The 21,033-nt window shown below is 65.4% G+C and carries 19 protein-coding genes; 5 read left to right on the forward strand and 14 right to left on the reverse strand.

What is annotated here, in order from left to right; translation table 11 throughout:
* Positions 1-141 precede the first annotated feature (141 nt).
* The 3 genes from QAZ47_RS10725 to QAZ47_RS10735 form a co-directional block, all read right to left on the reverse strand.
* Entirely contained in the window at positions 142-1,314 is a 1,173-nt protein-coding gene (locus tag QAZ47_RS10725) for an ABC transporter substrate-binding protein (RefSeq protein WP_278206732.1), read from the reverse strand.
* 80 nt (positions 1,315-1,394) lie between these two features.
* Complete coding sequence (locus QAZ47_RS10730; RefSeq protein WP_278206733.1) at positions 1,395-2,243, reverse strand: ABC transporter permease; 849 nt, start codon at positions 2,241-2,243, stop codon at positions 1,395-1,397.
* Entirely contained in the window at positions 2,240-3,073 is an 834-nt protein-coding gene (locus tag QAZ47_RS10735; protein ID WP_278206734.1) for an ABC transporter ATP-binding protein, read from the reverse strand. The genes QAZ47_RS10730 and QAZ47_RS10735 overlap by 4 nt, the downstream gene beginning before the upstream one ends.
* Before the next feature lie 274 nt (positions 3,074-3,347).
* Here QAZ47_RS10735 and QAZ47_RS10740 point away from each other — a divergent pair, with 274 nt between their 5' ends.
* Both QAZ47_RS10740 and QAZ47_RS10745 read left to right on the forward strand, forming a co-directional pair.
* The gene (locus QAZ47_RS10740; protein ID WP_278233209.1) at positions 3,348-4,295 is read left to right on the forward strand and encodes a MurR/RpiR family transcriptional regulator; all 948 of its coding nucleotides are present in this window, start codon (positions 3,348-3,350) and stop codon (positions 4,293-4,295) included.
* Positions 4,296-4,508: 213 nt separating this feature from the next.
* Complete coding sequence (locus QAZ47_RS10745) at positions 4,509-6,296, forward strand: NAD(P)/FAD-dependent oxidoreductase (protein ID WP_278233210.1); 1,788 nt, start codon at positions 4,509-4,511, stop codon at positions 6,294-6,296.
* Positions 6,297-6,834: 538 nt separating this feature from the next.
* Here the strand turns inward: QAZ47_RS10745 and QAZ47_RS10750 are convergent.
* Both QAZ47_RS10750 and QAZ47_RS10755 read right to left on the reverse strand, forming a co-directional pair.
* Positions 6,835-8,067: an amidohydrolase/deacetylase family metallohydrolase gene (locus QAZ47_RS10750; protein WP_278233211.1), complete on the reverse strand. Its 1,233-nt coding sequence runs from the start codon at positions 8,065-8,067 to the stop codon at positions 6,835-6,837.
* An 82-nt stretch (positions 8,068-8,149) separates the two neighbouring features.
* On the reverse strand, positions 8,150-8,515 hold the full coding sequence (locus QAZ47_RS10755) for a RidA family protein (protein WP_278233212.1): 366 nt from the start codon (positions 8,513-8,515) through the stop codon (positions 8,150-8,152).
* A gap of 195 nt (positions 8,516-8,710) precedes the next feature.
* Here QAZ47_RS10755 and QAZ47_RS10760 point away from each other — a divergent pair, with 195 nt between their 5' ends.
* Entirely contained in the window at positions 8,711-9,196 is a 486-nt protein-coding gene (locus tag QAZ47_RS10760; RefSeq protein WP_278233213.1) for a hypothetical protein, read from the forward strand.
* 103 nt (positions 9,197-9,299) lie between these two features.
* On the opposite strand, the gene QAZ47_RS10765 is transcribed toward QAZ47_RS10760, so the two are convergent.
* A complete protein-coding gene (locus tag QAZ47_RS10765; protein ID WP_278233214.1) occupies positions 9,300-9,554 on the reverse strand; it encodes a hypothetical protein in 255 nt (84 codons plus the stop codon).
* A gap of 320 nt (positions 9,555-9,874) precedes the next feature.
* Between QAZ47_RS10765 and QAZ47_RS10770 the strand changes: the two genes are divergently transcribed.
* Together QAZ47_RS10770 and QAZ47_RS10775 are read left to right on the forward strand one after the other, a co-directional pair.
* Positions 9,875-11,368, forward strand: a complete 1,494-nt coding sequence (locus QAZ47_RS10770) for an ATP-binding protein (protein ID WP_278233215.1) — start codon at positions 9,875-9,877, stop codon at positions 11,366-11,368.
* Between the two features lie 187 nt (positions 11,369-11,555).
* The gene (locus QAZ47_RS10775) at positions 11,556-11,999 is read left to right on the forward strand and encodes a hemerythrin domain-containing protein (protein WP_278206742.1); all 444 of its coding nucleotides are present in this window, start codon (positions 11,556-11,558) and stop codon (positions 11,997-11,999) included.
* Positions 12,000-12,101: 102 nt separating this feature from the next.
* On the opposite strand, the gene QAZ47_RS10780 is transcribed toward QAZ47_RS10775, so the two are convergent.
* The 8 genes from QAZ47_RS10780 to QAZ47_RS10815 form a co-directional block, all read right to left on the reverse strand.
* Positions 12,102-12,824 (reverse strand): Crp/Fnr family transcriptional regulator, encoded by a 723-nt coding sequence (locus QAZ47_RS10780; RefSeq protein WP_278233216.1) that lies wholly within the window; start codon positions 12,822-12,824, stop codon positions 12,102-12,104.
* Between the two features lie 84 nt (positions 12,825-12,908).
* Positions 12,909-13,895, reverse strand: a complete 987-nt coding sequence (locus tag QAZ47_RS10785; protein WP_278233217.1) for an ABC transporter permease — start codon at positions 13,893-13,895, stop codon at positions 12,909-12,911.
* On the reverse strand, positions 13,892-14,878 hold the full coding sequence (locus QAZ47_RS10790; RefSeq protein WP_278206745.1) for an ABC transporter permease: 987 nt from the start codon (positions 14,876-14,878) through the stop codon (positions 13,892-13,894). Before QAZ47_RS10790 ends, QAZ47_RS10785 begins: the two co-directional genes overlap by 4 nt.
* On the reverse strand, positions 14,875-16,422 hold the full coding sequence (locus QAZ47_RS10795; protein WP_278233218.1) for a sugar ABC transporter ATP-binding protein: 1,548 nt from the start codon (positions 16,420-16,422) through the stop codon (positions 14,875-14,877). The genes QAZ47_RS10790 and QAZ47_RS10795 overlap by 4 nt, the downstream gene beginning before the upstream one ends.
* A gap of 258 nt (positions 16,423-16,680) precedes the next feature.
* Entirely contained in the window at positions 16,681-17,715 is a 1,035-nt protein-coding gene (locus QAZ47_RS10800; protein ID WP_278206747.1) for an ABC transporter substrate-binding protein, read from the reverse strand.
* A gap of 72 nt (positions 17,716-17,787) precedes the next feature.
* Positions 17,788-18,699 (reverse strand): sugar phosphate isomerase/epimerase, encoded by a 912-nt coding sequence (locus tag QAZ47_RS10805; RefSeq protein ID WP_278233219.1) that lies wholly within the window; start codon positions 18,697-18,699, stop codon positions 17,788-17,790.
* A gap of 19 nt (positions 18,700-18,718) precedes the next feature.
* A complete protein-coding gene (locus QAZ47_RS10810) occupies positions 18,719-20,248 on the reverse strand; it encodes a mannitol dehydrogenase family protein (protein ID WP_278233220.1) in 1,530 nt (509 codons plus the stop codon).
* Positions 20,245-21,027 (reverse strand): SDR family oxidoreductase, encoded by a 783-nt coding sequence (locus QAZ47_RS10815; RefSeq protein ID WP_278233221.1) that lies wholly within the window; start codon positions 21,025-21,027, stop codon positions 20,245-20,247. Before QAZ47_RS10815 ends, QAZ47_RS10810 begins: the two co-directional genes overlap by 4 nt.
* Positions 21,028-21,033 lie beyond the last annotated feature (6 nt).

Below are 21,033 nucleotides of genomic sequence, written 5' to 3' on the forward strand. Positions count from 1 at the left end.
ATAGTGACGGGGAGAAAGAGCCCTTCGCCGAGGGTTTCGCCAATCGCCGGCGTTGCGGCCACCTCCCTTCTCCCCGTCACTATACGGGGAGAAGGTGCCGGCAGGCGGATGAGGGGCAGCGCTTACCTCAACAATTGCAGCCTACTTCACCGCCGAGTCGAACAGGTGCGCCTTGATCTTCTCGATGTCGAGCGCGGCAAAGCCTTCCGACAGTTTCACGCCGTCTGCGTCGGCCTTGACCTTGGCCTTGTCGAAATCATTGGCGGCCTGGATCAGGTCGTTCGTGCAGACGTCCTCGGCCCTCACCGGCGCGGTGATCTGGCCGATCTTCAGGATCTCGTCGAAGAAGCCCTGCCAGCTCGCCATGTCATGCGAGCCCCAGCCGCCGCGCTTGTCCATGTCGCCGCGGAAGACATTGATCTGCTGCAGGATCGAGGTGGTACCGAGCTCCGGCCCGAGGTTCTTGGCCAAGGTCGGGAACTGCTCGAACACGGCCTCGACGGCCGCGCGCGGGTTCTGGTATCCGAATTCGAGGCCCATCGCCCAGCCGCGCAGGTACTTCTCCAGGAAGGCTTTCTTGTCGGCATCCTCGAGGTCGGCGGCGCGCACGACGAAGGTATTGGCCGGCAGCTTCGAGTTCTGCACGCCCAGCCAATATTCGAAGTCAAGGCCCTTGGCGATCCATTCGGCACGCAACCCCTCCCAGGAGAGTGCGGCATCGCCCTGGCCGCCGGCAAGTGCCGTACCCCAGGTCGGCCAGCCGGCCTCGACATATTTCACCTTCTTGATGTCGACGCCTTGGGCCGCAAGCAGCGGATCGACTATCGCCTGCCAGGCGGCGGAGCCGAGCAGGATGGTCTTGCCTTCGAGGTCCTTGAGGTTCTTGGTGCCCTGGCCCTTGCGGAAGGCGAGGCTGAAGGTGTCGCGCGCGCCCATGTGGAACACGGACTTCAGCTTCATGCCGTTCTGGATGGCGAAGGAGAAGACGCCGGGCGAGGGGAAGCCCATGTCGGCCTGTCCGACATCGACGAACTTCACCGTCGCCGTGCCGTCCGACGGACCAGGCTGCATGTCGGTATTGAGGTCGCCGAAATAGCCGGCCTTCTTGGCCGACCAGTAGGGATAATCGTCCAGCACTTCCAGTGTGCCGCGCGGCGAGATCCAGGTGAATTTTTCATAAGCCGCCGCCCTGGCTTTCAAGCCTGATGCGCCGAGCGCGGTGGCGGTCACGACGCCGGCCGCCGTCACCTGCAGGAAGTAGCGGCGGCTGATGCCCGCTGCAGCACTGGAACGGATCGGATTTTCATTGGTCATGGCATTCCCCTTTGTTGATTGCCCTCTGTCGATCGCTTGCCTTGCCTTCGCCCGCCTTCCGGGCGTTCATGCTCCGATGCTCAGGTCTCCCAGCTCGCCCATTTCTTGCCGATCAGGAAGAACAGCACGTAGATCAGGATGCCGAGGATCGACAGGATCAGCACCACCGCGAAGAATTGCGGCATCTGGATCATCGACGAATAGGAGGTAAGCCGGTTGCCGAGGCCGAAGCCGCCGCCGACCATCTCGGCGCCGACTGCGGTCAAGAGCCCGAAGATCGCGCCGATCATCAGGCCGACCAGGATCATCGGCAGCGCCATCGGCGCGCGGATCTTCCAGAATATCTGCAAGGTGCTCGCGCCGTAGGAGCGGGCAAGCGCGATCTTGGCGCTGTCGACGCGGCGGAAGCCGGTGGCGGCGTTGATCATCACCATCGGGCCGGCGGCCAACGCCACGGCGATGATGCGCGGCGCATAGCCGAAGCCGAAGCGCAGGATGAGCAGCGGCACCAGCGCCAGCATCGGCGTGGTGACGAGGATGAGGATGTAAGGCGCGACGATCTTTTCCGCGAAGGGGAACTGTGTGATCACCGCCGCCATCACCAGCCCGACGATGGCGCCGATGGCGAAGCCCGACACCAGCTCGACCAGCGTGTAGCCGAGATGCGGCGCGATCAGCGGGAACTCGTCGAACAGCGCGTAAACGATCGAGCTTGGCGGCGGCATGATGTATTGCGGCACGTGGAAGATGCGGAGCGCCAGCTCGATGCCGCCGATGATCACCACGGCGACGGCGAGGATCGCCGCCACCTCGGCGCCGGACTTGACGCCGGGGCCGCTAGCGAAGGCGGAAAGATTGGTAAGGCTGACGTCCTGGCCGTCGCCGCCCTTGCTCTTCGAGAATTCCGGAATGGCGTCGCCCCCGCTCACGGCCTGATCCTCACGATTTCAGCGGTTTTTTGCCCCTGCTGCTCCGATCCCTTCGGCCGGCGCTCGCCGACGATGTCCATCTTGATGCGGTTGGTGAGGTCGAAGACCTCCTTGGTCGCCATGATCTCCAGCGAGCGCGGCCGCGGAAACGGCACGTCGTAGACCTTGGCGACGCGGCCTGGCCGGGTGGTCAGCACCACGACCCGGTCGGAGAGGAAGATCGCTTCCTCGATGCTGTGAGTGATGAAGACGATCGTCGTCTTGGTGTCGAGCCAGATCTCCTCGACGAGGCGGTTCATCTCCTCGCGAGTGAAGCTGTCGAGCGCGCCGAAGGGCTCGTCCATCAGAAGCACGGAAGGCTTCAGCGCCAGCGCCCGCACGATCGCCGCGCGCTGCTGCATGCCGCCGGAAAGCTCGCGCGGGAACTTGCCGCCGAAGCCGTCGAGCCCGACGCGGTTCAAGAGATGCGCGATCCAGGCCCGGTCGGGCTTCTCGCCCTTGATCTCGAAGGGGAAGTTGATATTGGCGTCGAGGTTGCGCCAGGGCAGCAGGTTCGCTTCCTGGAAGACGATGCCGATCTCGGGGCGTGGGCCGGTGATCTCCTTGCCGTCGAGCAGGATCGAGCCGCTGGTCAGCCGGTGCAGGCCCGACATCGACCACAAAAGCGTCGTCTTGCCGCAACCGGAAGGGCCGACGATGGAGACGATCTCATTGGCGTGCACATCGAGGCTGCAGCGGTCCAGGGCGAGGAGATCGCCGGAGGCCGTGCTGTAGACCTTGCTCGCTGCCTGCACGCCGAGCTTCGGCGTTCTTGCGCTGGCCGTATTCATGCTCCCCCTCGGAGACTGCGCGATGCGTTGCCAAAGGCCCATCCGTCCGCGAAATCAGTCTGTAACTATCCTACTTTACTGTCAAGCGACGACAAAGAGCTGACGCAATCAGGTTCAATCAGTTCTTATCTAAGAGTCTGGTTTTCCGCTATTTTTGATCCCCTTGCGGTGTGTGTTACTTTCCTACATACTCGCTTCAGTTGATTGCCTATGGCCAGCGGGCGGATAATCGCGAATATGGTGGGTCCAGAAACTGGCAGGGAAGGACTGGCCAATGACCGAAGCTGACAGCCAGGTGCTGCGAATTCCCGATGAGGATGGCGACCGGCACGACCATGTCAGACGCTTCCCGGACATCATTTCGCAGGTGAAGGACAGCTACGCGGATTTGCGGCCGGCCGAGCGCCGCGTCGCCGATGTCGTGCTCGACGATGTCAAATACGCGGTCGATGCGTCCAATGCCGCGCTCGCGCAGCGCGCGCAGGTCAGCGAGCCGACGGTCACCCGCTTCTGTCGCGCCATCGGCTGCGAGGGTGTGCGCGACTTCAAGCTGAAGCTGGCGCAGAGCCTGGTCGTCGGCGCGCTCTATCTCAGCACCAAGCCGCAACCTTCGAACAGCGACAGCGGCGTGCCGTTCTGGAACGCCGTGTTCGGCGAAGCGCGGCGCGCGCTGCAGGAGGCCGAGCGGCAGATCGATCCAGGGCAGTTGCAGAAGGCGGCGGAACTGATCGCCAAGGCAAGGCAGGTGACGGTGTTCGGCCTCGGCGGCAGCTCGTCGGCGCTAGCCCAGGAAACGCAATACCGCCTGTTCCGCTATGGCATAACGATCAGCGCGCAGTGCGACCCGTATCTGATGCGCATGACGGCTTCGACGCTGAAGCCCGGCGATGTGGTGATCGCGATTTCGGCGACCGGGCGCACACGAGAGGTGATCGAGGCGGTGGAGCTTGCCAGGCATTATCGCGCCGACGCGATCTGCGTGACGGCACCGGACACGGAACTGACGCGGGTCTGCGACGTGCGGCTGACGATGGCGGTTCCCGAATATCCCGACACGCTGAAGCCGACCGCTTCGCGCTACGCCTTCCTGGCGGCGATCGATCTGCTGGCGGTGGCGTCGGCCTACAAGCTCGACGGCCCGGCGCGCGAGACGGTGCGCCGGATCAAGTACAACGCCCAGATCCACCGGACGGGCAAGGAGATGGAGCCGCTCGGGGACTAGCGACTATTCCTTCTCCCCTTGTGGGAGAAGGTGGCCGAGCGAAGCTCGGTCGGATGAGGGGTGTTCCAGGGAACGCCAGCGTCTCACTCCGCTGGAACACCCCTCATCCGTCTCGGCGCTATCGCGCCGATCCACCTTCTCCCACAAGGGGAGAAGGAGAAGCGGCGGCGCCGGCTTCGATAAGAATTCGAACTGAAAAGGGAACGAAGAAGAATGCTCGATATCGCACCATCGCAACAGGCGGCGACTTGGCTCGGCTCGTTCGGCCGGGCGCTCGAAGTTGGCGACATCGAGGCGGCGACGAACCTCTTCGTTGAGGATTGCTACTGGCGCGATCTGCTCGCCTTCACATGGAACATCAAGACCATGGAGAGCCAGGCGGCGGTCCGCGAGATGCTCGAGGCCACGCTGCCATCGGCGCGGCCGTCGCACTGGCGCCTGTCCGGCGAAGCCAGCGTCGACGACGGCATCATCGAGGCCTGGTTCAGCTTCGAGACGGCTGTGGCGCGAGGCGAGGGCATCCTGCGGCTCAAGGACGGCCGCTGCCGGACGCTGTTCACGGCGATGAGCGAGCTCAAGGGTTTCGAGGAGCAGAAGGGGCCGGCCCGGCCGCTCGGTATCCGCCACAAGGCCGATCCCGAGCGCGAGACCTGGGCCGAGAAAAGAGCGCGCGAGGCGCGCGACCTCGGCATGCACGAGCAGCCCTATTGCCTGGTGATCGGCGGCGGCCAGGGCGGCATCATGCTCGGCGCCCGGCTGCGGCAGCTCGGCGTGCCGACGCTCATCGTCGAGAAGAACGCGCGTGCCGGCGATTCCTGGCGCAACCGCTACCGTTCGCTCGTGCTGCACGATCCGGTCTGGTACGACCATCTGCCCTATATTCCGTTCCCGGAAAACTGGCCGGTGTTCACGCCCAAGGACAAGATGGGCGACTGGCTGGAAATGTATGCCCGCGTCATGGAGCTGAACTACTGGGTCGCCACCAAATGCATCAGCGCTGCCTATGACGAGACCGAAAAGGTCTGGACGGTGGTGGTCGACCGTGTCGGCCGGCGCATCACGCTGAGGCCCAAGCACATCGTCTTCGCCACCGGCGCCTACGGGCCGCCGCGGCGGATCGAGCTGCCCGGCGCGGACAGCTTCAAGGGCGAGCTGCTGCATTCGAGCCAGTATTCGACCGGCGAGAAATTCCGGGGCAAGCGCGTCGCGGTGATCGGCGCGGCAAGCTCGGGCCACGATGTCAGCGTCGACCTCTGGGAGGCGGGCGCCAAGGTCACCATGGTGCAGCGCTCGCCGACGACGGTGGTGAAGTCCGACACGCTGATGGAGGTCGGCTTCGAGATCTTTTCTGAAAAGGCGCTGGCGCGCGGCATCACCACCGACAAGGCCGACATGATCGTCGCCTCGACGCCGTTCGCGCTGGTGCCGAAAGGCCAGCGGGCGCTCTATGACGTTATCCGCGAGCGCGACGCGGATTTCTACAAGCGGCTGAGCGCCAGTGGCTTTGCGATCGACTTCGGCGAGGACGAAACCGGTCTTTTGATGAAGGCCTACCGCACCGGCTCGGGCTACTACATCGATGTCGGAGCCTGCGAGCTGATCCTGAACGGCGAGGTCGCGGTGAAGAGCGGGGTCGGCATCAAGGCGCTGTCGCCGAGCGGCATCCTGTTCGAGGACGGCAGCGAGCTCGCCGTCGACGCGATCGTCTGCTGCACCGGCTACCAGTCGATGAACGAGACGGTGGCGGCGATCGTCTCGCGCGAGATCGCCGACAAGGTCGGCCCGTGCTGGGGGCTGGGCTCCGGCGTCAAGGGCGATCCTGGCCCGTGGCAGGGCGAATTGCGCAACATGTGGAAGCCGACGGCGCAGGAGGCGCTGTGGTTCCACGGCGGCAACCTCGCGCTGTCGCGCTTCTATTCGAAGTTCGTGGCAATGCAGCTCAAGGCGAGGATGGAGGGGATCGCCACGCCGGTCTACGGCGAGCCGAGCAATGCTGGGTAAGGTCGACCCCCGCTCCGTCGAGCTTCGCTCGACACCTCTCCCCGATCGACGGGGGAGAGGAAAGGCGCGAGCTTATTCAGCTTCCTTCCTCTCCCTCCGGAGGGCTACGGCATGCACACATTTCCAAGCGGCTGGTCTTTGGCGATAGCGTGCATGGCGGCTTGGCGCATGCATTGTCTGATGTAGCGCTGGTCGACCCCCACTCCGTCTCGGCTTCGCCGAGCCACCTCTCCCCCGATCGACGGGGTAGAGGAAAGGCGCCAGGCGTTTTGCCGTCAACGCTCGTCCAGCAAGGCTCCCTTCCTTTCCCTCCGGAGGAGGGAAAGGTGGCGCTGCGAAGCAGCGACGGATTGGGGGAACCACGTGGCAATCAAGCCTCAGGTCGATCAGTCACGCCAGTCACAGAAGATGTGTGCATGCCGTAGACGAATGTGGGGGAGAGGTGGCGCTGCGAAGCAGCGACGGAGTGGGGGAAGCCATTCGTCAAACGCGCCGCCGCCGCAACCCTGCCGGCCATCTCCGCTCAGGGAGAGATCGGCTAATCATGCCGCTGCCGAAAATGCATGGCCGCAAGCTCGACATGCGTATGATGGGCATGCGCTTCGAAGCGTTCCGTTTCGTTATGGTTCGTGGCCTCGTTCGGCCACCATTTGCCGCCGATGACGATGCCGTTGGAGACCAGCCGCCGATCCGCCACCAGTGAAGCGCCGACCGCATCGACGAAGGTGAAGCGTCCCGGCTGCAATTTGAGCACCGTGACATCGCCGATGCCGCCGATCTTCATTGCGCCGAGTTCGGGCCTTGCGATTGCCTGCGCGGGATTAACCGTCGCCGCGCGCAGCACCTCGACCAGCGGCATGCCGAGCGCCATGAGCTTGGACATGCAGACCAGGATGTCGAAGGCGGGGCCATCGACGCAGTAGAGATGGACGTCGCTCGAGATGACGTCGGGCGCCAGGCCTTCGGCAAGCATGGCCTTGGCGACCTCGAAGTCGAAGGAGCCCATGCCGTGGCCGATGTCGAAAATCACGCCGCGCTCGCGGGCAAGGCGCATGTCCGGCCGCACCGCGCCCGAAGCGAAGACCGGCGCGTTGGGGAACGGCCGGAAGCAGTGGGTGAGGATGTCGCCGTGGCGGAGTCTCGGCAGCACTTCCGAGCGACCGGGCGGCGGCTCGTCGATATGCGCCATCAGCGGCAGGCCGACCTTATCGGCGGCTTCGAGCGCCAGGTCTAAGGGTGCGATGCCGCTGGTGCCGCCGGCATGCTTGCCGGAACGCACCTTGATGCCGACGACGACATCGGCGTGCTCGCGCACCGCAGCCACCGTCTCGCGCGGCTCGCAGAGCCTGAGATCGCTGCATTCGCCGACCGACACGGTCTTGGCGAAGCCGAATATGCCGGCGAAGGAGATGTTGACGTAAGCGAGGATGCGGACCTTGGAGCGTTCGATGACGTGGCGGCGAAAGCCTAGGAAATTGCCGGCGCCGGCGCTGCCGGCGTCGATGAAGGTGGTGGTGCCGCTCTTGGCGGCAAGCCGGTCGGCGTCGACGCCGAGCGAGGTGCCGCCCCAATAGACATGGCTGTGCAGGTCGACGAGACCCGGCGCGACGATGCAGTCCCTGGCGTCGACGACCTCGCCGGCGGCCTCGGCATCGATGGCCGCGTCGATCGCGGCGATGCGGCCATCGGCGATGGCGACGTCGCGCGCCGCATCGAGGCCCGAGGCCGGGTCGATCACACGGCCGCCCTTGATCAGCAGATCGAACTGCATCGGCGCCTCCTTGGCGTCTGTTTTTTCACGCAATTCCGAACGGAAAACCGCGATGCACTTTTCCTGGAATTGCTTTTAGCGATCAGACCGGCCGGTATGCGACCGCCTCGATCTCGATCTTGATGTCGATCATCAGGCGCGACTCCACCGTTGTTCGCGCCGGCGGGTCATTGGGGAAATGCCTGGCATAGACTGTGTTGAAGCTGCCGAAATCGCGGGCGTCCTCGAGCCAGACGGTGGTTTTTACCACGTCGTCCATGGTGCAGCCGGCAAGCGCAAGCGCGGCCTTGATGTTCTGCAGCACCTGCTCGGCCTGCTCGGCGATGCCGCCCTTGACCACGAGACCGTCACTGCCCACCGGCACTTGGCCGGAGACATAGACGAAATCGCCGGCGCGCACCGCCGGCGAGAGCGGGACATGCGATTTTCCAAAACACTGCTTGGGCAAGTGAGCCTCCTGTTGTCGACTGGACGGACCGTTTCTTCCAGCCGTCTACACGCGTCGGCGTGATCCTCATAGAGCTCCTGTTGGAAAGCAACATTTTTCGAGAATCCATGTTGCTTTATTACAGAAGCCTGAGCATCCTGCGCCTCAACGCAGGTCGGCAGTTCGTGCCGCCGGTACGCATGAGAGGGGGACCCGATGACCTTCGACAAGAATCCGTTTCCGGAAGGCGACGCCGATCGTCACGTGCTGTGGGAAATGCTGGTGCGGCGCGACATCGATGCCTTCCTCGGCCAGGACTGGGCGATGGTCGAGGACGATTTCATCGCCGAGAGCTTCTTCGGCATGCATGCGCATTTCCTCAGCAACGCCGACGCCTGGCGCCTGCAATTCCCCAGGCTGGAAATCTATCGCGACGAATGGCTGCGCCAGGCCAAGGAAACCGCGGCGACGAAATTCGCCGAGCCGCTGCGCGAGGCGCTGTTCCGCGTCACCAACATGCGCGACATCGACGTCGACGGCGACCGCGCGGTGCTGCACAAGAAGTTCGACGGCTCCGTCGCCAAGGCCGATGGCGGCGTCGACAGGCTCAAATGGCAGACGCTCTATTTCTGCCGCAAGGTCGGCGGCCGCTGGAAGATCGCCGGCTTCGTCGGCTATATGCCGCATCCGCTGGGAAGCTAGGCAGTCTGTTGATATTTCAGGTGAGGCCGGCCTGACCTGAATCCCAACAGACCGTGTAGCGCGGCAACCCAAAACCTGCAGGCGCATGCCTCCGGAAGGTAGCTTAGGAAAGCCGCGGCAGCCGCTCGTCGGGCGAGCGGTGGTCGAACACGACACCCATGGTCTTACCAACGGCGGCCATGACGATCAGTTCGACCAGATGGTCGTCGCTGTCCCCGCAGGAGGGATCCGATTGGCGGATGGCGTCGAGCATCGCGCGGGTCGAGATCGTGTCGCCGGCGCGAAATTTCGAAAGAGCAGACGAAACAAGATCTTGCACCGTCGGATCCATAACGGGCACTTCCGCAGCGACGTTCATCGGCCTCCTCCTGCCATGAACCCTCCCTAAAAGGATGATACGCCAATGTTGGGATTGCGCCAGCAAAATGGTGGTCCGACCAGTGCGATTGGCGACATCCTGCCGCCATTGCCCTGAAAGCGCGTCGCGCTGAAACGGATACAGTCGACGCGCTCCAAATCTTTCTATTGCGCATGTCGTTTTCCCAAAACCGCTGTGCACTTTTTGGGCGACATGCCGTTAGGTGTGGAACACCGCGCCGCAGGCAAAGGCCTAAGCTCGACGCATCGCGCTCCGGTTGCTAAGCCCCTCCCGCGCAGGGAGACCATTCGAGTCGAGACATGACGGTTGCAATCGAGATGGGGCAGACGACGGCAGGCGCGCCGGCGGCCCTCGACCTTGAGGAACTGCTGGCGACCCGCCTGCTGGTGCAGGGCAATTCGGGCTCCGGCAAGTCGCATCTGTTGCGTCGGCTGCTGGAGCAGAGCGCGCCATGGGTGCAGCAGACCATCATCGACCCCGAAGGCGACTTCGTGTCGCTCGGCGAGCGCTACGGCCATCTGGTGATCGATGCCGAAGAACATACCGAGCGGGGCCTGCAGGCGGCCGGCGAGCGGGCGCGCATCCACCGCGTCTCGACGGTGCTCAATCTCGAAGGGCTCGATGCCGAAAACCAGATGCGGCGCGCCGCCGCTTTCCTCGGCGGGCTGTTCGAGGTCGCGCGCGACCATTGGTACCCGATGCTGGTGGTGGTGGACGAGGCGCAGCTCTTCGCGCCGGCCGCCGCCGGCGAGGTTTCCGACGAGGCGCGCAAGCTTTCGCTCGGCGCCATGACCAACCTGATGTGCCGCGGCCGCAAACGCGGGCTTGCCGGCATCATCGCCACGCAGCGGCTGGCGAAGCTCGCCAAGAACGTCGCGGCCGAGGCCTCCAACTTCCTGATGGGCCGCACCTTCCTCGACATCGACATGGCGCGCGCCGCCGACCTGCTCGGCATGGAGCGGCGACAGGCGGAAGCGTTCCGTGACCTGGAGCGCGGGCATTTCATGGCGCTTGGCCCCGCGCTGTCGCGCCGTCCGCTGAGCGTGCGGATCGGATCGACCGAGACGAGCCCGCGCAACGGCACGCCGGGGCTGATGCCGTTGCCGGAGGCGGCGCTGGAGGACGCGCGCTCGATCATCCTGGCGGCGCCGCCGCCGGAGACGGTGCGGCCGCAGCGGCGGCCCTCGCCGGACCTGCTCGATCAGCTGATGGCGGCCAAGGCAGCGCCGTTGGATATCCGCCCCGAGCCGGCCGAGCCGCAGCCGAGCGCCGAGGATCTCGCCGAGCGGCGCGAGCGGATGGACCGCATCCTGCGCGCCATCCTGGCCGAACCCGACGCCGGGTTCCGCGTCATCGGCGTGCTCTACCAGGAGTTCGTGGTCCGCTGCCGGATCGAGGGGCTGGCTTCGGTCGTGCCGGACCTATCGGAGTTCCGCCGCATGCTGACACGCGCCCGCGCCGGCGTCGGCTCCGACATGGCCGAGGACGATGCGTGGCGCGACGTTTCCGTGCGCGCCTCGCTTCTGCCCGAGGACATGCAGGGCGTATTCATGATGATCGCCCGCGCGGCAAAGGAATCCTGGCCTTGTCCGAGCGATGCGGCGATTGCCCGCGCCTACGGTTCGCATTCGCTGCGCCGCGCGCGTCGGCTGCTCGACTACATCGAGGAGCAGGGCCTCATCGTCTGCCAGATCGACGGCACCGGCCGGCGAACGGTGACGCTGGTGGAACTCGCCTGGGCGACCGCGCCGGGCGATCCGAATGCGGGGGAGGAGGACAGTTCGGCGGCCTGACAGCGCCGAGCACGACCCGGCAGACAGCTTCAAGATCAGAGACGCCTTGAACCCGCTCCATCAGCCTGCATGCGGGTTCCTGGCAGGCGTTGCGATGGAAAGGGTTGATCCATATCAAGCCATGGCGATCGTCCCGGTACTATGAGAGGTGTCCAGGAAAAAGACCCGGGCATCGGGGCGGAGCATCATGACTGACGCCAAGCCGGAGCCGTTGCGCACCCCGGCCGATATGAAGCGGGCGCATGTGCAGATGCTTGCGCTTTGCCATATGCTGGAAGGCATCGCCGACGACCTGCCGTCGCGCGTCGACCGTCTGCAGTGCCTGGCCGTGGCGGCGGACCTCTTGCCGCTCGTTCGCGAGTGCCACCGCTTCGAGGAAGACGTCGTCTTCCCCGCCTTCGCGCAGCGAACTGGCAGGGAAGACATCATCGAGCGGCTCAAGGTCGAGCATCTGGAGGACGAAAGCGCAGCGACGGATCTCAGCGAGGCGCTGCTCACCCACGGCCACGGGCGGCCGATCGAGAACCCCGAGGCATTCGGCTACATGCTGCGCGCCTTTTTCGAATCGACACGCCGCCATATCGCCTTCGAGCGCGACCACGTGCTGCCCGAGGTTCTTGGCCGCCAATAAAGGACAGTGACCGGGATCAGAGCAATTCCAGGAAAGTGGGTAACGGTTTTCCGTCCGGAATTGCGTCAAAACAAAGAGATTTCCGTGAAACGGTGAACCGCTCTAATCGCCGGCGCGTGCCGCCAGACGTCCGATGTCGTCGACGATGACGTGACGGTTGTTCTCGACGTGGATCACGTTCTCTCCGCGCAGGCGGGTGATCTGCCGGCTCACCGTCTCCACGGTCAGCCCGAGGAAGTCGGCGATCTCCGCGCGCGACAGCGGCAGTTCGAAAGCGGCGCTGCGGCGCTCTGGACCGGCGCCCGGATCGATGTTGCGCGCGATCATCAGAAGGAAGCTCGCGATCTTCTCGGCGGCCGTCTTGCGGCCGAGCGCCACCATCCAGTCATGCGCCTGGTCGAGCTCGCGCAGCTTCTGCTCGAGCAGGCGATGCTCGAGGTCCGGCTGCTCCTTCATCAAGCGCTCGAGCGCCTGACGCGGGAACGAGCACAGCTCGACCTCGGTCGCGGCCTCGGCGGTCAGCGAGCTCTCCGACTGGAACGGCCTGCCGAGGAAATCGGGAGCAAACTGCAGGCCGACGATCTGCTGGCGGCCGTCGGAAAGCGTCTTGGTGAGCTTCACGACGCCGGAAAGCACGTTTGCGAAGCGCTCGACGCTCCTGGAGTCGCTCACCAGCTCCTTGCCGGTCTCGGCCTTGTGCCGCTTCGTCGACTTGGAAAGGGTGACGAGCTGGTCAAGGTTGAGCGCGCCGCAAATGCCGCGATGCCGCGCCTCGCATGAAACGCAGAGAACCGGAATGCCCGTCGTGTGAATGTCTTCGCGCACGAGGAACAGCTATAGTGTTCGCGCCGCCCGGCGGCAACGAACGTAGCGTCGCAGCCCTGTGCCCGTCTGAAAGAAGCCGCCTTCCTACCGGTCCTCGATGATCCTCAAGTAGGCCGCGGTCACGAACAGCACGATGAAGCCGAACAGGATGCGGCGGCCGCCTTCCGGCATCTGCAGGATGGTGAGCAGCGTCGTCAGCACGGTGAGGATCAGCGCGCCGACGATGGTGCCCATATAGCCGCCGCGGCCGCCGAAGATCGAGGTGCCGCCGATGACGGCCGCCGCCACCGAAGGCAGCACCAGTGGCTCGGCGAGCGACAGCGAAGGCGCCTTGATCAGGCCGATGTAGAGCAGACCGGTGATGCCGGCGAGCAGGCTGGAGATGACGTAGAGCGCGGTAATCACCTGCCAGTATCGGACGCCGGACAAACGTGCGGCGCGCTCGTTGTCGCCGACGGCGTAGAGCAGGCGGCCGAAGCCGGTGTGGTTGAGCGTGAAGACGATCAGCACCGCCACCGGCACGAACAGCAAGAGCGCATTGGGAAAGCCGTAGGTGAGGCCGGTCCCCAGCCAGTTGAGGAAATCCGGGATCCTGGCGCCGGAGGCAATCACGGTGCGCTGGTAGACCTGCAGGAAACCGGTGCCGATCAGGCTGGTGCCGAGCGTCATGATCAGCGGATGGACGCGGAAGACGCCGACGCCGATGCCGTTGACGAGGCCGATCAGCACCGCCGGCAGCATGGCGAGAAGGAATGCCACCGTCGGATCCTGGTTGACGATCTGGGTCGCCATGATGAAAGCGCTCATCGTCGCCACCGTGCCGACCGACAGGTCGATGCCGCCGGTCAGCATCGTCATGGTCTGGCAGCCGGCGAGGATCGCCAGCGGAATGGAGAACTTCGCCGTGTTGGCGATCCAGCGCTCGTTGACGATGCCGGGGCGCAGGACCTGCAGGATCGCCACCAGGATGACGAGCAGGATGATCAGCGGAATGATCGGCCGGTCCGCCATGAAGCGCTTCAGGCGCCGGCCGAACGAAGCGGGCTGGGGCACGGTCGCGGTGCTCGTCATGGCGTTGCTCCTGCCGGGCGACCCCGGATGGTGATGAAGGCGCCGAACATCACGACGGCGACCATGATTGCGCCCTCGATGATGGCGGTGACATTGGGATCGATGGCCAGCAGCGTGAGATCGGTGCGCACCAGCCTGAGCACGAAGACGGCGATGATCGGCCCGAGCAGCCCGCCCTTGCCGCCGCCGAGCGCGACGCCGCCAAGCACCACCGCCGCGACGCTGGCGAGCAGATAGGGGCCGGGGATCGGCGCGCCGATCCCGGTGCTGATGGTGAGCGACAGCCCGCCGAGCGCCGCGAACAGGCCGGAGAGCGCGTAGGCGACGATCCTGGTGCGCGCCACCGGCACGCCGCTGCGGAAGGCGGCGAGCTCGTTGCTGCCGATGGCATAGATGGAGAGCCCGAGACGCGAGCGCCTGAGCGGGATCCAGATGACGAAAAGGCAGACGACGAGCAGCACCAGCGCCTTCGGAACCCAGGCATCCGCCCAATCCGGCAGGCCGGGCACCGGCATGGTGCCGACCACGCTCGCCTTCAGCCACTCGGCGGCCGCGCCGCCTGGGGCGTCGAGCACCAGCAATGCCGCGCCTTGCAGCACGAACAGCGTGGCCAAGGTGACGACGATGTCCGGCACGCGGGTGACGACGATGAGGAGGCCGTTGAGCGCGCCGAGCACGAGGCCCATGGCCAGCACGAAGGGCACGACGAAGAGCGCATATTCCTCGCTGGCGCCGTTCATCATCGAAGCGGCGGTGACGCTGGTCAGCGCCATCATGGCGGCGACCGAGAGGTCGATGCCGCCGGCAATGACGACGACGGTCTGCGCCGCGACGGCAAAGGCGTAGGGCAAGACTGCCCGCGCGAGCGAGCCGAAATCGCCGCTGCCGTAGCCCGGCTGGATCAGTTTGGTGACGACGAACAGGAATACGAGCAGCGCAAGCAGGCCGGCGACCCAGCCCTGGCGGCGCAGGAAGCGGGTCATGGCGCGACCTCCGTATCGGAAGCAGGCCTGACGTCGGCAAGGATGCCGACATCTTCCCTGGCGCTGCGCGGCAGGCCGTAGGCCGCCCGCATCAGCGCCGGCTCGTCGGCAAGCTCGACCGGGAACGTATCGACGACGCGGCCGCCGAATATGACGATGACGCGGTCGCAGACACGCTGCACCTCTTCCAGCTCCGACGTGTAGAAAAGTACCGATTTGCCGAGGCCAGCGAGCTCGCGCAGCAATTTGTATATCTCCTGCTTGGTGCCGACATCGATGCCGCGCGTCGGGTCGAAGCAGAGGATGGTGCGGGCATCCGCCGCGATCCAGCGGGCGATGGTCACCTTCTGCTGGTTGCCGCCGGAAAGGCGCTGCACCTCGCCCTGCGCGCGAGTGTCGATCTGCAGGCGGGCAATGGCGCTGGAGACCACCATGCGCTCGCGGCGCACCTTGATCGGGCCCCATTTGCGCAGCGCCGCGCTGAAAGGAAGCGCGATGTTCTCGCGCACCGAGCGCTGCATGGCTAAAGCCTCGGTGCGGTCGCCCGGCACATAGGCGATACCGGCGCGGATGGCATCGCTCGGATGCGAGAACTTCACTGGCGCGCCGTCGACCGCGATCGTGCCGCCGGCCGGCCTGATCGAGCCGGCAAGGGCGGCGAAGAGCTCGTCCTGGCCTTGGCCCTCCAGCGCGACGACGCCGGCCACCTCGCCATTGGCGAGATCGAAGGAGACGTCGTTGAGCTTGGTGCCGAGCTGCAGGTTGCGCACCGATAGCCGCGGATGGCTGTCTTGTGTGCTGGCAGCCTGGCTTGCCACCCGCGCGGCGGCCACACTGGTCTTCTCGATGCGGGCGCCAAGCATCATCTCGACGATCTTTTCCTCGATGCCCGGCTCGATGTCGACGACGCCGACGGTGGCGCCATCGCGCAGCACCGTGGCGCGATCGCACAACGCGGAGATCTCGACGAAACGGTGCGAGATGAAGATCACCGAGCGGCCGCTGTCGCCTTGGCGGCGCACGACTTCCAGCACCTTTTCGGCAAGGTTGGCGGGAAGTGCTGCCGTCATCTCGTCGAGCAGCAGCACATCGGGTTCGACGGCGAGCGCGCGCGCCAGATCGAGCACGCGCAGCACGGCGAGTGGAATGTCACGCGCGGTCTCGCGTATGTCGAGATTGGGGATGCCAAGCTCGCGCACCCAGGCGCGGAAGGGCTCGACCGGCGTGCCGGTCAGCCGCAGATTGGAAAGCACATCGAGATCGGGGATCAGCGCCGGCTCCTGGTAGACCGGCAGCAGGCCGGCGCGGCGGGCGGCGGCGGGCGAGCGCACGTCGCGGGTTTCGCCGCGGATCAGGATGCGGCCTGCATCCGCCCGGATGGCGCCGGTCAGGATCTTCACCAGCGTCGACTTGCCGGCGCCGTTGGCGCCCATCAGCGCATGGACCTCGCCCGGCAGCACCGAAAGCGAGGCGTTGCGCAGCGCCGCGACGGCGCCGTAGTTCTTCGCCACGCCGGTGGCGTCGAGGAGAGGGTTGGTGGTCAAAGCGTGCGGGTCTCGATCATGTGTGGCCTGTTCTAACACAACAGTACGCCGCGCTTGCGCGCGGCGTACTGCGGAGCGGCGACTTTCCCTTCTCCCCTTGTGGGAGCTTGTGGGAGAAGGTGGCCTCGCGAAGCGAGGCCGGATGAGGGGGTGTTCCAGAAAACACCAACGCCTCATTCCTTCCAGCACGCCGTCATCCGTCTCGGCGCTGCGCGCCGATCTTCCTTCCCCCAAAAGGAGGGAAGGAAGAAGCCGGACTTATTCGCCCGGGCCCTTGCAGGCGACGATCTGCTCCTTGGTGTAGGTGGTCCAGTCCGGGATCGAGATCGAGACCGGCCACTCGGGGCTGAGCGACGGATCGGCGGCCGACTTCAGCTTGGCCTTGCCTTCGTCCGTGGCGTTCTCCCAGAGCTGCGGCTCGACCAGGACGGTCTGCTGCGCCGGCTTCTTGCCGTCGAGGATCTGCAGCGCCAGCGTGACGCCGGCGCCACCGATCGAGCCGGGGTTGGTGACGGCGGCGCCGACCAGACCCTTGACCGTGTTCAGCTGGCCGACGAAGCCGGCATTGTCGGCGCCGACAACCGGCACCATCGGCGCTTGCTGTTCCACCAGCGCGTCGACAATGACGTTGTCGATGCCGGAGGTCCAGATGCCGTTGATCGGCGCTCCCGTGGCGAGGAAGGACAGGATCTGCTGCTTGCCCTGATCCTGCTGCCAGCCGGTGAACACCTCCTGCGCGACCTTTACATCGGGGAATTCGGCCAGTGCCTTCTTGAAGCCTTTGTCCCGGTCGCTGTCGGCCGAGGCGCCGGCGGCGCCGCGCATGTAAAGCACCTCGCCCTTGCCGCCCATCTGCTGGAACAGCCACTTGGCGCCGAGATAGGCATATTGTTCCTGGTTGTTGGAGATAATGTAGGCGGAAGGCTCGGTGACCGCCTGGTCGACGGCGACGACGACGATACCGGCCTTGGTCGCCTCCTCCAGCCCGGCCTTGATGCCGGCCGGATCGGCCGGGTTGACGACGATGGCGTTGACCTTGGCGCTGATCAGGTTGCGAATGTCCTCGAGCTGGCCGGCGGCGTCGGTGTTGCGATGGGCGATGTTGAGCTTCGCCACCTCGCCGGACGCCAATGCCTGCGCCTTCATGGCGCAGATCATCTCCTCGCGCCAGCCGTTGCCCTGCACGGTGTTGGAAATGCCGATCGTGTATTTGCCCTCGGCGGACGAGACGCCCACCGAGGCAAGCAAGGCGGCACCGGCAAGTAGCGGGCCAATGGTCAGGTATTTCTTCATTTCAGTACTCCTCCACATTGACGTTCAGTTGCAGTTCCAGGGCTCCGTTGTGACCGGAGCCCAAGCTTTTCGTCATTTGACGAAGGGACGCAGCACATCACGGGCCAGCAGGAAACCGCGCTTCACCTTTTCGTCGCTTCCCTCGAACCGCCGGTCCTCATGCTCGATGATGACCGGCCCGTCATATCCAGCCCGGTAAAGACCCGAAAAGATGCTGCCCCAGTTGATGTCGCCAAGCCCCGGCATGCGCGGCACCTGCCAGCCTATGCCAGCGGAAAGAATTCCGCGCTCGTACAAACCATCATGATCAATCATCAGGTCCTTGGCATGCACATGCAGCATGTGCGGTCCGAACTCGCGGATGAAGCGTTCCTTGTCGATCATCTGCCAGACGAGATGCGAGGGGTCGAAATTCATGCCGACATCGCCGCCCCAGGCTTCGAGGATCCGGCGCCAGACATAAGGCGAGTAGGCGATGTTGTGCCCGCCCGGCCATTCGTCATAGCTGAAGATCATCGGGCAGTTCTCGAAGGCGAGCTTCACGCCGTGCTCGCGCGCATGGGCGATGATCGCGGGCCAGACTTTCCGCGCTGTTTCCCAATTGGCGTCGACAGTTTTCGAAGCGTCGCCGCCGCAGAAGGTGTTGACGAACGAGACACCCATGCGGCTCGCCAGCACGATCACCTTCTTCAGATGTTCGATCACCGCCTCGCGATGCGCCTGATCGGGATGCAGGGGATTGGGATAGAAGCCGAGGCCGGAGATCGTCAGGCCCTTGCCGGCGAGCTCGGCGGCGATGTCTTTGGCCTCCGACGCCGAGATGTCGGCGTCGATATGGCTGGTGCCGGCATAGCGGCGGCTGGCGCCCGAAGCCTTCGGCCAGCAGGCGATCTCCAGGGCCTCGAAGCCGGCCGAGCGCGCCCAGTCGGCGACTTCGCCGAGCGAGATGTCCGGGAATGGTGCCGTGAGTAGTCCAAGCTTCATGATCCCTCCCAATTCCTAACTATGCAGATCGCGCCGGGCGCTTCAACCACGCATCCGCTGGCCCAGCACAGACTTGTCTGACAAAGCCCATCGGGTTGCTCGAAAGCAGGCCGTCGAGACCGGTGGTCACATGCGCGCGGAACGTCGTGTTGGCCGCAAGCGACGGGTCGAAGATGGCATCGATGGCAAGGATTGCGTCGGCGAGGGCTTCGCTGTCGGCACCAATGCGGCCGGCGATCGCCGCGATCCTCTCGGCAAAAGGATCGGACGCCTGCCAGGCGCGGCCGAAACGCGCGGAAGCCTTGACCAGATAAGCCATCCAGCCGGCGACCGGGACCGAGAGAAGCGCAATGCTCAGGCCCATGGCCAAGCGGTCGCGGATCGGGTTGAGCAGGCGCTGGACGATCTTCTGCGAGCCGTCGGTGGCGATCTGGTGATTGCGATGGCGTATCGCCGTGTTGGTGAGGCGCGCAAGGCTCTGCTCGACATAGGCGGTCGGTGAGATGCCAGGCACCGGCATCAGCGTCGGCAGCGTCTCTTCGATCAGCATGCGGCGGACAAAGGTGGCAAGCAGCGGATCGGCAATTGCTTCGAAAGTGTGCTCGAAGCCGCCGAGCACGCCGAGATAGGCAAGCGTCGTCTGGGCGCCGTTCAGCACCCGCATCTTGAGATGCTCGAACGGGGTGACGTCGTCGACGAAGCTGGCGCCGACGCGGTCCCAGCGCGGCACGCGTCCGGCGAAACTGTCCTCGATAACCCATTGGCGAAACCGCTCGCCGACGACGACGGCGCCGTCGCGATAGCCGAAGCGCTCTTCGACCGCGTCGATATCGGCTTCTGTCGTCGCCGGCGCGATGCGGTCGACCATGGCGGAAGGAAAGGCAACATTGGCGGCGATCCAGTCGGCCAGCCCGCTGCCGCGCCTTTCGGCGAATGTCCGCACGACATTGCCGAGAATGGTGCCGTTGGCCGGGATGTTGTCGCAGGAAAGCAGCGTCACCGGCCGGCCATGCGAGACCATGCGCATTTCCAGCGCCCTTGCCAGTATGCCGGGCACGCTGCGCGGCGCTTGCGGATTGGCAAGATCATGCACGATGTCGGGGTGGTCGAGGTCGAGCGCGCCGCTCGACGGGATGTGGCAATAGCCTTTCTCGGTCACCGTCATGGTGACCATCTCGATCTCGGGCGAGGAAAGCACCTCGAGCGCCGGCGCGGCGCTGTCCTGGCTGTCAACGACGCGCACAATGCTGCCGATGACGCGCGCCTCGACCTCGTCGTTCTGGCGAATCAGCCGCGTGTAGACACCATCCTGTCGGCCGAGCGTTTCGGCGAGCAGGGGAGGCCGGATGTTGATGCCGACCAGTCCCCAGCGGTCGAAATGGTTTGCCAGAAGGTCGTCGGTGTATTCGGCCTGATGGCAGCGGTGGAAGGCGCCGACGCCGATATGCGCGATCCCTGGCCGCAGCGCCGAGCGATCGTAAGCCGGCTTGCTTACCTCGGGCGGCAAGCGGCCGAGCACGGCGGGGCCGAGGCGCTCGGCGGCGGTCACCGGTTCGCTCCGATCACCCATTGCTCCTGGTCGATCAGCGCGCCGGTCATCGGTCCGGCCGCGTCGGAAAGCAGGAAGACGGCAAGGTTCGCGATGTCGTTGACCGAGAACAGCCGGCCGAAGGGCTGCGCCGCGTTGGCGGCGTCGAGCCAGCCCGGACCCTGGCCGAGCGTTTCGGCCTGCATGATGCGCTCGGCCGGCGTGTCGGTCCAGCCGACATTGATGCCATTGACGCGGATGCGATCGAAGCGATGCGCGTTGGCGGCGTTCTTGGTCAATGTCGCCAGCGCGCCCTTGGTGGCGGAATAGACGGCAAGCTCCGGCGCGCCGCAATGCGCATTGATCGACAGGATGTTGACGATGGCGCCGCCCTGGCCGCGCTTCTTCATGTCGGCGATCGCTGCCTGCATCAGGAAGAAGGGCGCGCGGGCGTTGGCGGCGAACAGCGATGCCCAGCCGTCCAAGTCGGCGTCGACGAAAGAGGCACGGTCGGTCAGAGCCCCCGCGTTGACCAGCCCGTCGATGCGGCCGAAGCGCTCGATGCATCCCGAGGCGAGCAGTGCCGGTGTGTCCGGGTCGCCGAGGTCGGCGGCGACGAAAGCGGCAGGCGCGCCCATGGCCGTCAGGTCCGCCGCGATGGCGTCGCCGCGTTGCTGGTTGCGGCCGGTGATCAGCAGAGCTTCGGCGCCGGAGCGCGCGGCCGTCTCGGCGATCGCACGGCCAATGCCTTGCGTCGCGCCGGTGACCAGCACCACCTTGCCGTCGAGCCGAACCTCCATTCCTCC

Origin of the sequence: Mesorhizobium sp. WSM4904, from assembly GCF_029674545.1 — a bacterium.
Taxonomy (GTDB): domain Bacteria; phylum Pseudomonadota; class Alphaproteobacteria; order Rhizobiales; family Rhizobiaceae; genus Mesorhizobium.

Excerpts from the sequence above, each read along its gene's own strand:
- QAZ47_RS10735 (WP_278206734.1), bottom strand. The coding sequence starts at position 3,073 with ATGAATACGGCCAGCGCAAGAACGCCGAAGCTCGGCGTGCAGGCAGCG.
- QAZ47_RS10750 (WP_278233211.1), bottom strand. The coding sequence starts at position 8,067 with ATGCAGTTCGATCTGCTGATCAAGGGCGGCCGTGTGATCGACCCGGCC.
- QAZ47_RS10725 (WP_278206732.1), bottom strand. The coding sequence starts at position 1,314 with ATGACCAATGAAAATCCGATCCGTTCCAGTGCTGCAGCGGGCATCAGC.
- QAZ47_RS10760 (WP_278233213.1), top strand. The coding sequence starts at position 8,711 with ATGACCTTCGACAAGAATCCGTTTCCGGAAGGCGACGCCGATCGTCAC.
- QAZ47_RS10765 (WP_278233214.1), bottom strand. The coding sequence starts at position 9,554 with ATGAACGTCGCTGCGGAAGTGCCCGTTATGGATCCGACGGTGCAAGAT.
- QAZ47_RS10800 (WP_278206747.1), bottom strand. The coding sequence starts at position 17,715 with ATGAAGAAATACCTGACCATTGGCCCGCTACTTGCCGGTGCCGCCTTG.
- QAZ47_RS10745 (WP_278233210.1), top strand. The coding sequence starts at position 4,509 with ATGCTCGATATCGCACCATCGCAACAGGCGGCGACTTGGCTCGGCTCG.
- QAZ47_RS10775 (WP_278206742.1), top strand. The coding sequence starts at position 11,556 with ATGACTGACGCCAAGCCGGAGCCGTTGCGCACCCCGGCCGATATGAAG.
- QAZ47_RS10790 (WP_278206745.1), bottom strand. The coding sequence starts at position 14,878 with ATGACCCGCTTCCTGCGCCGCCAGGGCTGGGTCGCCGGCCTGCTTGCG.
- QAZ47_RS10805 (WP_278233219.1), bottom strand. The coding sequence starts at position 18,699 with ATGAAGCTTGGACTACTCACGGCACCATTCCCGGACATCTCGCTCGGC.
- QAZ47_RS10770 (WP_278233215.1), top strand. The coding sequence starts at position 9,875 with ATGACGGTTGCAATCGAGATGGGGCAGACGACGGCAGGCGCGCCGGCG.
- QAZ47_RS10740 (WP_278233209.1), top strand. The coding sequence starts at position 3,348 with ATGACCGAAGCTGACAGCCAGGTGCTGCGAATTCCCGATGAGGATGGC.
- QAZ47_RS10815 (WP_278233221.1), bottom strand. The coding sequence starts at position 21,027 with ATGGAGGTTCGGCTCGACGGCAAGGTGGTGCTGGTCACCGGCGCGACG.
- QAZ47_RS10785 (WP_278233217.1), bottom strand. The coding sequence starts at position 13,895 with ATGACGAGCACCGCGACCGTGCCCCAGCCCGCTTCGTTCGGCCGGCGC.